This is a genomic window from Chloroflexota bacterium (genome assembly GCA_026706485.1).
GTDB lineage: Bacteria > Chloroflexota > UBA11872 > UBA11872 > UBA11872 > JAJECS01.
This window is the reverse complement of record JAPOYR010000002.1, coordinates 267,712-281,590: the sequence shown is the minus strand read 5'-3', so window position 1 is coordinate 281,590 and position 13,879 is coordinate 267,712. Positions and strand designations below refer to the sequence as shown.

Below are 13,879 nucleotides of genomic sequence, written 5' to 3'. Positions count from 1 at the left end.
CTCGAAGCCATGCAGCCTAGCCGACCCACGGCGGGGCCACGCCATACTGTTTGGCGACCTCGGCCAATGGATCGAGCACGCCTGCGGGAAATGGAATGCCCGTCGCGACGCGCTCGTCGTAGAGGTCCCACTCGATCTGGCCCGGCATGCTTACCCGGTCCACGCCTGCCGCCGGTTCGAGGCCGTTCACCGCGTCGGTCTGCGCGTCCATGGCGACGGTGAAATCCGCCAGCGGCATGACCGCCGAAATGTCCATGGCCATGAAGAACAGGCCGCCGTCCAGCGGGCCGCCGAGCACCAGCGGCTCCTTCTGCAGCGCCGATCCGCCGCCGGTCAGGGCGCCCACCAGCACGTCGTGCACCACGGCCAATGCATATCCCTTGGGACCCGCCGCCGGAGCCACGAAGGCCACCTTGGACGGATCGCGGGTCGGCCGGCCCTCGGCATCGGCCGCGACGCCTTCCGGGGCTTGAAATCCGCCCTCCCCCAGCGCCGCGATCTTGCCCAGGGCCACGGCCCCGGTCGCCATATCCAGCACCGTGGGACGGTGGCGCCGGCCGGGGAAGGCCCAGGCCAGCGGATTGTTGCCGGCGGCTCCGCCGCGGCCCCCGGTCGCCAGGAGCACAGGGCCGCGCAGGTTGCTGGCGCAATAGCCCATGCAGCCCGCCTCCGCCGCCATGATGACCCAATAGCCGGCCGCGCCGAAGTGGCCGGTGTTGTCGACGACGGTCATCCCCACGCCGAAGTCGTGCGCCAACTCGATCGCCCGCGCCATCGCGACTTCGGACGCAATTTGGCCCATCCCGTTGTCGCCGTCGAACGTCGCGTGGCCGGGGCCGCTGCTGACTTCCCGCACCGTCGGCCTGGGATTCAAGGATTTGTTGGCCAGCGTCTTCAGATAGAGCGGCAACATCCGCACGCCGTGCGAATGCACGCCGCGCAGGTCCGCGTGCACCAGCGTCCGGGCCGTCAGGGCGGCGCCCGCTGCGTTCATCCCCACGGATTCCAGCAGCTTGCCCCCGAACGTCTCGAGCTCCTGGCGCGCGACCTGCGGGCCGCTGGTGTCGTAGGTGGTGTATGTCGCGGCGCCCATGGGATCAGCTCCAGGCCGGGGCGACGCCCAGGCTTCGTGCGGTGACGGCCAAGTCTTCCAGCAGGCCGTCGGGGTACTCGATGCCGTCCGCCAGCGACTGGTTACGCTTCCGCCACTCGGGCTCGCCCGGAGCCATCACTCCGTCGGATCCCACCGCTGGCGGGATGGCGTGGAGCCGATCGATCGCATCGTCGACATCGGCTTTGAACTCCGCCACGGGCCGAAACGCGGCGATGTTGATCGCGCCGAACACCTGCCCCACCGGCTGCGGATCGTCGGGCTTCCGGTTCACTCGGGCCACCGCGCCCGCCAGGATTCCCGCCAGCGTCTCGGTCACGATGCCCATTCCGTAGCCCTTGGGTCCCGCGAACGGAATCAGGTTGACGAGCGCGGCCGGGTCGGTGGTCGGATTGCCGTCGGCATCCACGCCCCAGTCGTCCGGGATCGGCGTACCGGCCGCCCGCGCCACCCGCACTTTGCCCATCGCGGCCGCGCCCACGGCCATGTCCGCCACCAGTGCCGGGTGTCTGGCTGTCGGCAGGGCCCAGGCGATGGGGCCGTTGGTCAGGGCCACCTCGCGGCTGCCGTAGGCCAGCACGCCGGCCACGCCGCCGCCGTTGCTGGAGCAGAACCCGATGCAGTCGCGCTCGGCCGCTCGCAGCGCCCAGTGCGCCGCCGGCCCGAAGTGCGTGCCGTTCTTCACGAACACGAACGCCGCGGCGCCGGCGAGGGCAAGCTCGACGGCGCGGTCGACGCCGCGGGCGGCGGACACCGGGCCGAGGGCCCCGTCGGCGTCCAGGACGGCCACCGCGGGTCCCGAAACGACTTCCCGGATCTCGGCGCCGGGGCGCATCCGGCCTTCGCGAATCCAGTCGGTGTAGACCGTCAGCCGCATCACGCCGTGGGAAAACAAGCCGCGCAGGTCGGCTTCCACCAGCATGTCGGCGACGCTTTCCGCCTCGTCGGCCGAGCATCCGGCGGCGGCCATCACATCGGCGGCGAACGTCCGCATGGCTTGGTGGTCCATGCGCCGGGAATCGGTCACTGCTCCGCCACCACCTCGCCCAGGATCTTCACGCCTCTCTCAATAGCCTGCGGCTCAGTGTGACTGAACGCCAGCCGAATGGCGTGGCGCGTGTCTCCGTCCACTCGAAACTCCGCGCCGCTGCGCACTCGCACGCCGCGCGAGGCGCATTCATGCACGATCGCCGCCACGTCGCGCGACGGGTCGAACGTGATCCACACGAAGAAGCCACCCTCGGGAGTCCGCCACGTCGCCCGATCCTCGAGATGCCGGTCGAGCGCCTCCATGATCAAGTCGCGCTTGTCGCGATAGAAGGCCCGCACCCGCGCGATTTGCGACTCCATGTGGTCCTGCATGAACCGCGCCGCGATGGCCGAGGCGAAGGGGCTGGTGCCGCTGTCCGGCTTCAGCCGCAGCACCCGGTCGATCAGCGGCGCCGAGCTGGCCATCCACCCCAGGCGAATGCCGGCCCCCAAGATCTTCGAGAACGTGCCGGTGCGCACCACCAGCCCGCTGCCGCCGTCCAGCTCCAAGAGTGACGGCACGCGCTCGCCCTCATAGCGCAGCTCGTAGTAGGCGTCGTCCTCGAGGATTGGCACGCCTTCCGCGCGGCAGACGTCGAGCAGTTCGCGGCGGCGGGTCATGCCGACGGTCAGGCCCGTCGGGTTCTGAAACGTCGGCATGGTGTAGAACACGAACGGCCGGTCGAGCGCACGCGCATGCCGGGCGACGGCCTCCGGCTGCGGTCCGTCGTCGTCGAACGGAATGTGGTCGACGCGACCGGTCAGCCGGCGCGCCGGAATGGCGCCGTACGACACTTCATCCATGGCCAACGGCCCATCCAGTTCGGTGAACGTCCGGAGTACCAGGTCGATCGCCTGGCTCGAGCCGCTGGTGATGGCGATCTGGTCGCGGTCGAGGTCCAGCCCTTCGTAGTGCCGCAGCTTGGCCCGCACCACGTCGATCAGCTCCGCCGCGCCTTCGGTGTGCGTATACAGCAGGGCCTTGGGATTGCCGGGCAGCGCGGCCCGCGCCGCCTCCGCCAGCTCGTCCAGCGGCAGCACGTCAACCGCCGGCTGACCCACGGTCAGGTCCGCCACCATCGGTCCGGTCGAGCGCCCCGGCGTCACCATCGCGCTGCCGCGTCCACGCCGCCGCCCGGCAGCGCTCAGCGCGGGTTCGAAGTCAAATGGTTCCGGCAGTTGGGTTCGCCCCAGGTGGCAATACGGCGCGCGGCGTCATCGTGGCACACGGGCGGGCCGCCCCGGCGGCTGTCCCGTGTCCTCTCCCCATTCGAGTCCGGCTCCCACTTCCGACTTGAGTCCAGCTCCCTCTCCCCTGGGGAGAGGGTCGGGGTGAGGGGTTCCCCGCCATTTCCGCGCTCCTCCGGCTCCCTCTCCCCGCCGAGGGAGAGAGCTGGGGTGAGAGGGATCGCCTATTCGTCACCCCGGCGAATGCCGGGGTCCAGGCAAAGTGCGAAGACTTTGGCCGCAAACGGCTCCCAAACCTCCTCCTGGCACCCCAATCCGGTCGATTGCCCGTGCGACCGGCGCGGAGCGAACAGATTGGGGCAGGAGTTTTTTGGCATGTTCGGGGTTTAACTTCGACCACGAAATAAATCCCGTAGTCCAGTGGCGGGGCGGCGCATGCGTCGTCCCTATCGCCACGCCATGCTGACCGGCCCACAAAACCGCGCGGGGTAGAATTGGCCTCGACTTCCTACGTTGGCCGAGGCGTACCGCATTGCCCAACCGCTATACCGAAGACTCCGGGATTAGGGTCACTCAGTGTGAGTCCTGGGACGCATTCATCCAGGCTCTTCGAGTAACAGGAGGTAAGCAAATCGGTGGCCGCATATATCGCGGACACGCCAAACCTGAGTGGAAGCTGTCGTCCACCTGGGAGCGGTTTATCGCCTACCTGAGTCGAGGGATGCCGCGCACCCGTGAGGAGTTTTTCGGACCCCATGACGGATTCGAACGATTCAGCAGCCGGCATAGCTCCATCGGCAACTACGAACAAGCGCGCGACGCTAACTTGCTAGCATTTAAGTGGCTAGCCGGGACAATGCCTGAGCTACCAGAGCGAACTCTTGAGACCGATGACGATTGGTGGACATTCGGACGGCACCACGGACTGAATACGCCGTTGCTCGATTGGTCGCGGAGCCCATTTGTTGCCGCTTTCTGGGCTTTCTCGGAGCGGGTTATTTCCGAGAATCCTCATCTGGGAAGTCCCAATCCTGAGGCAATCACGAGTTCAGGGCCGCCTGTGGTCGTCTGGGAGCTTTCGTGCACACGCGATGTCTTTGTCGACGGAGAATTCAGTTTCATCGATAACGTGAGATATGAGCTCCACAGGCAACGTGCGCAGCAGGGCGTTTTTACGCGGCTTGAACATGACGCCTATATCGAGATTGAAAGCTATTTGGCATCGAGGGATCTCGGGCATCTTCTCGAACGCTACGAGATCCAATATGCTCGTAGCGTGAATGCTGCAATCTCCGATCTTGATCGTATGAACATTCATTTCGGCACGGTTTATCCCGACCCGGGTGGCGCTGCAAGGCAGGCTAATCTGGCCTCTAGTTGGCACGGATTCAGTCTAGGGGCAAGCAATGAAATGCCATCCTGGGATGGCAGACCGGTTCAGCAAGAAGCGCAGCCGTTCACCGTAAGCCTTCGGCCAGAGAGCTTCATCGCCGGCAGTCCCAACACACCAGAAGATGGGTAGTCCGAAATAGCCGCTGAGAGCGCTTTCCGCACCTACCTGCGAGAGTTGCGCGCCAACCTGGCCGCCGGCAACGCGACGGAGCACACGCACCGGCCGGCGCTGAAGGCGTTGCTGGAAGGCGCCGCCGTGGGGGTGACGGCGACAAACGAGCCACGGCGCATTGAGTGCGGCGCGCCGGATTTCGTGGTTTCGCGGACAGCCCGCGAGAGCGCCGGTATGCCGCAGCCGGTCGGCTACGTGGAAGCCAAGGACTGCGACGTCGACTTGAGCGTGATCGAGCGGGACAGCGACCGGCGCAGCCCGCGTACCGATAACGGCAAGCAGCTCAAGCGCTACCGTGCGGCGCTACCAAACCTGCTGCTGACCAACTACCTCGAATTCCGGTGGTACCTGGATGGGAAGCCGCGCCAGGTCGCCACGCTGGCGGACCTGGACGACCGCAGTGGCTTGGCAGTGGATCGAGGCGGGATTGAGGCCCTGCGTGGACTGCTCCAGTACTTCCTCATCCAGGGCCCGGTAGAGCTTTCCACTGCCGAAGATCTAGCGCGGCGCATGGCGCGCATCGCCCACATGATCCGCGACATCGTGGGAAGGGGATTCGAGCAAGAGCAGGTTTCCCAGGATCTGCAAGACTTGTACGCGGCGTCAAAAGATGTCCTGGTTCCTGATCTGGACCCGGACGACTTCGCCGACATGTTCGCGCAGACCCTGGCCTACGGCCTCTTCGCCGCGCGCGTGAATCACGAGTCCGGTCCCTTCCACTGGCAGAACGCTGCTCACCACATTCCCGCCGCCAATCCATTCATGCAGCAGGTCTTTGCCATGGTGGCCGGCCCTGGCCTGAGCAGCGAACCCTTTGCCAGCTTCGTGGATGACCTGGCGCAGTTGCTCGACGCTGCTCAGATGGACCTGGTGCTGGCGCACTTTGGCCGGCGCGAGGCGCGCCAGGATCCGATCATGCACTTCTACGAAACCTTCCTGGCCGCCTACGACCCGGAACTGCGGGAGCGGCGCGGCGTGTATTACACGCCCGAGCCCGTCATCTCTTACATCGTGCGCTCGGTGGACCACCTATTGCGGGAGCGGTTCGGCTGCCCCGAGGGCCTCGCGGACCACGGGAAGGCGCGCTACCGCGACGACGGCGGCGCGGAGCGCGAGGCGCACCGCGTATTGGTGCTGGACCCCGCCTGCGGCACCGGCTCGTTTCTCTACGCCGTGATCGACCACGTGCGCGAGCACCATCAGACCAGCGGACGGGCGGGCATGTGGCGCGGCTACGTCAAAGACCACCTTCTGCCGCGGCTGTTCGGCTTCGAGCTACTGATGGCGGCCTACGCCATGGCGCACCTCAAGCTGGGCATGCAGCTGGCGGCCCTCGACCTGCCCGAGACCGCGCGGGAGGACTGGGCCTATCCCTTCGACGCCGGCGAGCGGCTGGGAGTCTATCTCACCAATACGTTAGACCCCGGCGAGAGCCAAACCGCCAGCATGTTCGGTCCGCTGCGCACTCTCACCCAGGAGGCCAATGCGGCGATCGGCGTCAAGCGCGACCTGCCGATCATGGTGGTGCTGGGCAATCCGCCGTACTCGGGGCACTCGGCCAACGCCAGCCGCAGGGACGGCAAGCTGACCTGGATCGGCAACCTTATCGAGGATTACCGGCAGGTGGACGGGAAACCCTTGGGCGAGAGGACCTCCAAATGGCTACAAGACGATTACGTCAAATTCATCCGCTTCGGCCAATGGCGCATCGAGCAGTCGGGCGCAGGCATTCTCGCCTTCATAACCAACCACGCCTACCTTAACAACCCGACTTTTCGCGGCATGCGCCAGCAATTGATGCACGCCTTTACAGACATCTATTTGCTCGACCTCCACGGCAACGCAAAGCTCCGGGAGCGCGCGCCCGATGGTGGGGTCGACCAGAACGTCTTCGATATCCAGCAGGGCGTTGCCATCGCAATTCTCATCAAGGAGGCTGGCAGGACCACTCCGGCCCGCATCCACCACCAGGACATCTGGGGCGACAGAGAATCAAAATACGAAACCCTTGCGATGGAGGACGTATCGACTATCGAGTGGTCGGTTCTGAGTCCGACTACACCACAATATCTTTTTGTTCCGAGAGATGAGGAGAACATTGAGGACTATCTCTCAGGATGGGGAGTCAAAGAGATTTTTCCAATCAATGGTGTCGGAATAACGACCGCGCATGACGATTTTGTTATAGATATCGATAAGTCTGTACTTGTTAGCCGGTTCGACGACTTCAAGCATACTGAACGCAGCGCGGAGATCCTGCATGATTCGTTTCATGTGGAAAGAAAGAAGGGATGGAATATTCTCGATGGCTGGGACAATCTACAGGGCCGAGATGATTTGGATGGCTTCGTCGAACCAATTATCTACCGACCGTTTGACCGAAAGTTCGTATTCTACGAGGACAAGCTTGTTTGGCGCACGGCTCGAAGGGTCATGCGGCATATGCTGGATGGACGAAATGTCGGGCTATGTATAGGTAGGGCCGGACAAGTCATTGGCTCAGATATGTGGGACATTGCCTTCATCTCGAGAAGCATCTCCGAGTTTAACCTATTCCGCAGAGGTGGAAACTGCCTGTTCCCGCTCTACATTCGTCCGTCAGATCGAGAGATTAAGCAAGGCCTTTATCAGCGTAGCGAACGTCGTCCCAATCTTGATCCGGCATTCACTGCGGATCTGGAACGGCGGCTTGATCTGGAGTTCGTGCACGGCGGTCGCGGCGACCTAGAATCCACCTTCGGACCAGAGGACGTATTGCATTACATCTACGCGGTATTGCATTCCCCCAGCTACCGCGAGCGCTACGCTCAATTTCTGCGTGCCGACTTTCCGCGCATCCCCTTGCCGAATGGCTTGGAGCAGTTTCATGGCCTGGCTGTCCTGGGGCGAGAGATCACGGCCGTTCACCTCCTGGAGTCACCGACGCTCGACGCTTCGGACATTAGATTCCCAATTCCCGGCGACGACATCGTCGAGCCGCAGCATCCCAAGTACTTCGCGCCGGGTGAGACCCGCTGGCCCGAGACCACGCCGTTCGAGCGCGGGCGCGTTTACATCAACGGCGGGGCGCGTGCTCAGTATTTCGAGGGCATTGCCCCCGAGGTTTGGGAGTTCCGCATCGGCGGCTACCAGCCACTAGACAAGTGGCTCAAGGACCGCAAGGGCCGCAAGTTAACCATCGACGACCAGTTTCACTACATCCGCATCGCCGCCGCGCTGCGCGAGACCATCCGCCTGATGGTGGCGATCGATGAGGTGGGGCTGCCTTTTCCTTAGGCGGACCCTGGATTCCGGCCTCCGCCGGAATGACGGAGGGGACGGCCTCGTCACCCCGGCGAAGGCCGGGGTCCAGAGTCGTTGCTCCGGCGCGAGATTCGATGGGAGTGGATTCCCGCCTCCGCGGGAATGACGGAGGGGGCGGGAATGACGGAGGGGACCCCTCACCCCGGCCCTCTCCCCGCGGGAGAGGGAGGCGGACACCGAAGCGACGGAGGGGATCGGGACCTAGTCTGAGTTGCCCTAGAACGGCCCGCGCGATGCGGCGGGGCGCGGGGTTCGCGGCACCGGCACCGATCGCTTCTCGCAGACGATGGCGTCGGTGGTTAGCACCATTTGGCCCACGCTGACGGCGGCCTGCAGCGAGGAGAGCTTCGTCGCCAGCGGATCGAGGAGGCCGCCGGCGTAGGCGTCGACGTAGTCGCGTCGCAGGGCGTCCCAGGTGCCCCACGGCTCCATCCGCCGCACGCGATCCAGGACCACGGACGGCCGCTCCCCGGCGTTTCTGGCGATCCGCCGGATGGGCGCTTCCAGCGCGTCGTGGAGGGTGCGCGCGCCGGTGGCGGCGTCCCCGGTGAGCGCTTCGGCCTCGCGGGCCACCGCGTCCTGCGCCCGCAGATAGGCCGCGCCCCCGCCGGGCACTACCCCGGACTCCCGGGCGCGGCGCACGGCGGCCACGGCATCGTCGGCCTTGTCCTTGCGCGCCCGGCGCTCCTGCTCGGTGATGCCGCCGACCAGCATCATGCCCACCGCTTCGCCCAAGCGCGCGACGCGGCGTTCGAGCCGCCGCCGGTCCACGTCCGTGCGCGCTTGCTCGACCTGCGCCCGGATTTGCCGTTGCCGGTCTCGGATCTCGGGCTCGCGCCCCTCGCCTTCCAGGATCACCGTGGTCGTTCGGTTTACCACGGCGCGACGACAGCGGCCCAGCCACTCCAGCGGCACGTCATCCCAGGACGCGCCCAGGCCTTGCGACACCACCGTGGCCCCGGTCAGCGCCGCCAGGTCTTCCAACATCTCGAGCATCTCGGTGCCGAACGAGGGGGCCTTGACGGCGATGACGTTGAGCCGTCCCTGGGCGCGGTTTTGCAGCAGCAGGTGCAGCGCGCGATCCCGTACGTTTCGGGCCACCACCAGGATCGTCGCCGGTCCGCTGGCGCGCACCTGGTCGAGCACCGGCACCAGGTCTCGCTCATGGTCCAGGTCGCGATCCGTCAGGAGCACGTACGGCTGTTCCAGCGTCACCTGGATGCGATTCGCCCCTTCGTTGAAGAGTGGCGAGAGCCAGCCGCGGTCGATCTGCATGCCGTCGATGTATCGGGCTTCGAGGCGCTTGGTGCCGCGGTGATAGTCGGCCAGGATCAGTCCATCCGGACCGACCGCCGTGGCCATGTCCGCGATCAGATGTCCCATGGGCGGGTCTTCCGACGACACCGTCGCCACGTGCCGCAGCTGCTCGGTCGAGTCCGCGGGACGGGCGAGGTCCCGCAGCGCCGCCGACGCCGCCTCGAACCCGCGCTCCAGCCCCTCGCGCAGGCGCATGCCGTTGGCGCCGGCCGCGATGTTGTAGAGACCGCGGTGCACGATGGCCTGGGCCAGCACCACCGCGGTCGTGGTGCCGTCGCCGCCGGCGTCGTCGGCGGTCTGCGCCGCGCGCCGCATGAGTTGCAGGCCGAGATCCAGGACCGGATCGCGCACCTCTTCCAGCTCGTTCGCGATGGTGGCCCCGTCGTTGGTCAGCCGCGGGGCGCTCATGCTGCGGGCGTAGGCCACGTTGCGCCCGCCCGGCCCGAGCGTGGCCCCGATGAGATTGGCGGCAAGGTCTACGCCCGCTCGCAATGCCTCGCGAGCGGGCGCGCCAAAGCGAACGAGCTTCGGCCGCGCGGTGCTAGGGGAAGCGACCGCTGCGGCCTCCGCGGAACCGCGGGCTAGCTGAGGACCGCCAGCAGGTCGCGCTCCGCAATGATGAGAAGGTCTGAGTCATCGATTCGAACTTCGGTGCCCGAGTACTTGGCGAACAGCACCCGGTCGCCTTCCTTCACGTCCACTTCGATCACGGTGCCGTCGTCGGTCGTCCGACCACGGCCGACCGCCAGCACCTCGCCCTCCATGGGCTTTTCCTTGGCGGTATCCGGCAGCACCAGCCCGCTCTTGGTCGTTTCCTCACGGGTCACGGTTCGGATGAGGATGCGGTCACCCATCGGGCGGACCTTCGTCGCCACTTCAGACATTCAGATCTCCTCCGTACAACACGCTGACATTCCGGGACGGCGTCGCGCGATCGCGCGTGCTTGGTTGGATGGTCGCCGAACCGGGCAAGTGCCAATTCTAGCCAAGACCCGTGGCTGGCTCAATGGGCAAGCGCGGAATCCGCGCTCCCGCCGCCCAGCCTGGGGTTAAGTCTCGTCGAGATAGCGGCTGGCAGCGGTGAACGCCCGCGCCAACTCGAGCGCTTCGTCGCGTTCCATGTGGATGACGATGCCGCGGTCGAACAGCTCCACGGTGATCGTCTGGTGGGTCGTCTCCTCGGAGATCGCGACCGTGTCGCTCTGGTAGATCTCTTGAAAGATGTGCTCGTGGGGCTCGTCAGCCACGGGGCCAACCTTTCGTCGGGTGCGCGCGCCGCGCCGCTCGCAGTCTACCCCTTGGCCCTTGAACTCCTCATGGGCGCCTTGGGGCGGTGATCAGCCTAGACATCTGAGCGCCGCGCGGCGACTCAGCGTCGGGAGGCTGGTCGATTCGTCGGTCGAAAAGGGGAAGGTAGATTCCCGCCTTGGCGGGAATGACGGACCCTAGGCCACTCACGACGCGGCCTCGCCCGGCGCGTGTGTGGCACTTGGGATCCAGACGAGTGCATGCTTCGTAGTTGTTGACAGACGGCGGCGCCGGTCGTCGCTGGGAATTCGAGGTTCCGAGCATGCCCGTCACCAGTGACGACGACCTGCGCGGAATCATCGAGCGCAGCCGCCGCATCGCCGTGGTCGGACTCTCGAGCAATCCCGCCCGCCCGAGCCATGGCGTGGCCCTGTTTCTCAAGGCCAGAGGCTTCGACATCGTGCCCGTCAATCCCAATGAAACCGTCGTGCTCGGGGTGGATGCGGTCGCGGACCTGGGGCTGATCGACGGCCCGGTGGACATGGTGAACGTGTTCCGGCGGCCCGAATACTGCGCGGACATTGCCCGGGCGGCGGTCGAAGTTGGGGCCGGCGCGCTCTGGCTGCAGCAGGGGATCCGCAACGACGAAGCGATGTCGATTGCCGAAGAGGGTGGCTTAAGGGCCGTGCAGGACCGCTGCCTGCGCGTCGAGGTCCAGCGGCTGCTGCGCCGGCGCTGAATCCGGCGGCTCAGGCCGCCCGCACGTAGGGGATTGTCTCCGGTCCTCGCGGCAGCACGCACACCCGGCCCTCGCGGCCGGCCAGCTCTTCCACCCGCTCGGCGATGTCGGGGCACGGCTCGCAGAACGCCTCGCGCACCGCCGCATCGTCCAGGCCGCCGGCGTGGAGGTGCACCGTGGCCCGGTCCAGGACGCGCGCGAAGATCTGGTTTTGCCACTGGTCCACTTGGTGATGCCCCGGCGTCACGATGCTCGCCAGCATGTCCGCCGGCGTCGCGTGGTCGCGCAGCATGTGCACGAACGCCCCGTGGCCGGCGCCCTCCCGGCACTCCGCCGCGCACACCACGTGGCCGCCGTCGCGCACCACCTGGGCGCCCGCGTCCATGCCCTTGACCGCCTGATACAGGTTGAGGTCGAGCGGAAAGCCGCTGTTCGTGGTCACCACCACGTCGTACGGCTCATCCACGCCGCGCATCACCTCGCGCGCCAGCGCCCGGCACCCGGCATCGTGCGCCGGTTCCAGCGCCCCCGCGTAGATGCCGGTGATTTGACGCGCCGGATTGACCGTCACGTTGAGCGCGAACTCGCACCCGGCCAGGCGCGCCGCCTCGCGCTGCTCGCGGTGGATGGGGTTGCCGGCCAATTGGCCCCAGCGCGCCATCGGGTCGCCGATGAGCGCGGCGTCATGGTTGCTCATGATGCTCGCGGCGGCGGCCACGCCCGGCAGCACCAGCTTGGCGCCCCCGCTGAACCCGGCGAAGAAGTGCGGCTCGATGAGCCCCGCCGTGATGCGCACGTCCGCGTCCAGGTAGGCGCGATTGATCGCCACGGGGCGTCCCGACGACGTGCGCCCGATTGATCGACATGCGTCCTCGGCCTCTGCGTCGTGATTGCGGACCGCATAGGCCGAGGCGATGTCGGCCCCGAGCATGCCTTCGATCTCCGCGGGCGTGCACGGCCGGTGCAGGCCCGTGGCGATCAGCAGCGTGATCCGGTCCGGCGGCACGTGCGCCAGCTCGTGCAGCAGCGCCCGGACCATGGCGCGGTTGGGCGCGGGGCGGGTGACGTCGCACATGACGATCACGACTCGATCGCCCGGCGCCGCGATCTCGCGCAGCGGACGGGATTCGATCGGGTGGCGGAGCTCCGTACGCAGCGACTCGCGCGGGTCGTCCAGCGGCTCGCCGCCCGCGGGCTCGATCACGTCAACCGCGCGTCCGAAGTCCACCGGCAAGCCGGTGGTGCCATAGGCCAGCGTCACGCGCACCAGTGGTCCTCCGCCGAATGTCGGGAGATTGTATGCACCGTTTGCCCGCTGTCTGCCTGCGCTTGTGTTAACATAATGTCCCCGTGGGGGATAGCCTGCGGCGGGGCGATCGCGGGCCCTCGGACCACCGCCTCGAGATGCCCCCCATTTTGCTGAAAGCGGTGTGATGGACGCCACGATCGAGGACTTTGTCGAACACTTGCGCATCGAGCGTGGGCTGTCGGCGAACACCCTCTCCGCCTATCGCAGCGATCTAAATCAGTTTCGCGAGTACATGGATCGCGCGGAACGCGGCTCGTGGAGCGTCCCTCCGGCGTTTGTGCGCCAGTTCATGAATGAGCTGATTCAGCGCGAATACGAACCCTCATCGCAGGCGCGCAAGCTGGCGGCGCTCAAATCCCTTTACCGCTATCTGCTGAGCTCGGGCGTGGTCAGCAGTGATCCCACGGCGGGACTCGACGGGGCGCGGGTCAAGAAGCGCCTGCCGCAGACGCTCAGCCGGGCTCAGGTTGAGCGGGTGCTGCAAGAAGCGGCCCGCGGCCGTGAGCCGGAGAATCTGCGCGACCGGGCCATGCTCGAAGCGCTGTACGCCACCGGCATGCGCGTCTCCGAGCTTGCGGCGCTCGACCTTGCCGATGTGGACCAAGCCGAGGAGACGATCACCCTGGCGCGCAACGGCGCCGGCGAACGCCGCGTGCCGCTTCCGGGCCGCGCCCTGGCCGCCGTTGAGGACTATCTGGCGGCCGGCCGCGCCAGACTCAAGCCCAGCGCCGACGAACCGGCGCTTTTTCTCAATCACCGTGGCGCCCGGCTCACGCGCCAGGGCTTCTGGCTCATCGTCAAAACCTATGCCCGCCGCGCTGGAATCAAGGCCCACATCACGCCCCACACGCTGCGGCATTCGTTTGCCGAGCATCGACTGCGGGCGGACGGCAACGTGCGGCAGGTCCAGCGGATGCTCGGGCACGCCAGCCTGGCCACGACCCAGATCTACGCCGAGTTGGCGGCCGCTCAGCCCAAGGACCATGAGGCCGCGGCGGACGCCGGCTAGCCTCGGTTCTCCTCCACGGTTTTGGTGGGAAATGCCGCGAGCGATGACGCTCGCAGCCGCTA

General features: G+C 66.5%; 10 protein-coding genes and 1 pseudogene. 4 read left to right on the top strand and 7 right to left on the bottom strand.

Translation table 11 applies throughout. From position 1 onward, the window contains the following. Positions 1 to 16 precede the first annotated feature (16 nt). From OXG79_01580 to OXG79_01570, 3 genes are read right to left on the bottom strand one after another with little or no spacing between them, the layout of a single operon-like run. Entirely contained in the window at positions 17 to 1,093 is a 1,077-nt protein-coding gene (locus tag OXG79_01580; GenBank protein ID MCY3782458.1) for an Ldh family oxidoreductase, read from the bottom strand. A 4-nt stretch (positions 1,094 to 1,097) separates the two neighbouring features. Further along, positions 1,098 to 2,138 (bottom strand): Ldh family oxidoreductase, encoded by a 1,041-nt coding sequence (locus tag OXG79_01575; GenBank protein ID MCY3782457.1) that lies wholly within the window; start codon positions 2,136 to 2,138, stop codon positions 1,098 to 1,100. Next, positions 2,135 to 3,250: a PLP-dependent aminotransferase family protein gene (locus OXG79_01570; GenBank protein ID MCY3782456.1), complete on the bottom strand. Its 1,116-nt coding sequence runs from the start codon at positions 3,248 to 3,250 to the stop codon at positions 2,135 to 2,137. The genes OXG79_01575 and OXG79_01570 overlap by 4 nt, the downstream gene beginning before the upstream one ends. A 610-nt stretch (positions 3,251 to 3,860) precedes the next feature. Here OXG79_01570 and OXG79_01565 point away from each other — a divergent pair. Next, complete coding sequence (locus tag OXG79_01565; protein MCY3782455.1) at positions 3,861 to 4,850, top strand: FRG domain-containing protein; 990 nt, start codon at positions 3,861 to 3,863, stop codon at positions 4,848 to 4,850. Between the two features lie 45 nt (positions 4,851 to 4,895). Further along, a complete protein-coding gene (locus tag OXG79_01560; protein MCY3782454.1) occupies positions 4,896 to 8,168 on the top strand; it encodes an N-6 DNA methylase in 3,273 nt (1,090 codons plus the stop codon). A gap of 243 nt (positions 8,169 to 8,411) precedes the next feature. Here OXG79_01560 and groEL read toward each other — a convergent pair. The 3 genes and pseudogenes from groEL to OXG79_01545 all read right to left on the bottom strand — a co-directional run bounded on the left by groEL (position 8,412) and on the right by OXG79_01545 (position 10,759). After that, positions 8,412 to 10,031 (bottom strand): annotated as a pseudogene (gene groEL / locus OXG79_01555) (chaperonin GroEL). A gap of 62 nt (positions 10,032 to 10,093) precedes the next feature. Next, positions 10,094 to 10,396, bottom strand: coding sequence for a co-chaperone GroES (gene groES / locus OXG79_01550; GenBank protein MCY3782453.1), 303 nt, complete (start codon positions 10,394 to 10,396; stop codon positions 10,094 to 10,096). Between the two features lie 165 nt (positions 10,397 to 10,561). Continuing rightward, positions 10,562 to 10,759, bottom strand: coding sequence for a hypothetical protein (locus OXG79_01545; GenBank protein ID MCY3782452.1), 198 nt, complete (start codon positions 10,757 to 10,759; stop codon positions 10,562 to 10,564). Positions 10,760 to 11,082: 323 nt separating this feature from the next. Between OXG79_01545 and OXG79_01540 the strand changes: the two genes are divergently transcribed. Continuing rightward, entirely contained in the window at positions 11,083 to 11,499 is a 417-nt protein-coding gene (locus OXG79_01540; protein ID MCY3782451.1) for a CoA-binding protein, read from the top strand. A 10-nt stretch (positions 11,500 to 11,509) separates the two neighbouring features. On the opposite strand, the gene larA is transcribed toward OXG79_01540, so the two are convergent. Then, on the bottom strand, positions 11,510 to 12,766 hold the full coding sequence (gene larA / locus OXG79_01535; GenBank protein MCY3782450.1) for a nickel-dependent lactate racemase: 1,257 nt from the start codon (positions 12,764 to 12,766) through the stop codon (positions 11,510 to 11,512). Positions 12,767 to 12,932: 166 nt separating this feature from the next. Here larA and OXG79_01530 point away from each other — a divergent pair, with 166 nt between their 5' ends. Beyond that, on the top strand, positions 12,933 to 13,817 hold the full coding sequence (locus OXG79_01530) for a tyrosine recombinase (protein ID MCY3782449.1): 885 nt from the start codon (positions 12,933 to 12,935) through the stop codon (positions 13,815 to 13,817). Positions 13,818 to 13,879: the final 62 nt, after the last annotated feature.

What these genes read in the sequence shown, in the direction of transcription:
- OXG79_01580 (MCY3782458.1), bottom strand. Translation starts at nt 1,093, where the DNA reads ATGGGCGCCGCGACATACACCACCTACGACACCAGCGGCCCGCAGGTC.
- OXG79_01570 (MCY3782456.1), bottom strand. Translation starts at nt 3,250, where the DNA reads ATGGTGACGCCGGGGCGCTCGACCGGACCGATGGTGGCGGACCTGACC.
- groES (MCY3782453.1), bottom strand. Translation starts at nt 10,396, where the DNA reads ATGTCTGAAGTGGCGACGAAGGTCCGCCCGATGGGTGACCGCATCCTC.
- OXG79_01540 (MCY3782451.1), top strand. Translation starts at nt 11,083, where the DNA reads ATGCCCGTCACCAGTGACGACGACCTGCGCGGAATCATCGAGCGCAGC.
- OXG79_01530 (MCY3782449.1), top strand. Translation starts at nt 12,933, where the DNA reads ATGGACGCCACGATCGAGGACTTTGTCGAACACTTGCGCATCGAGCGT.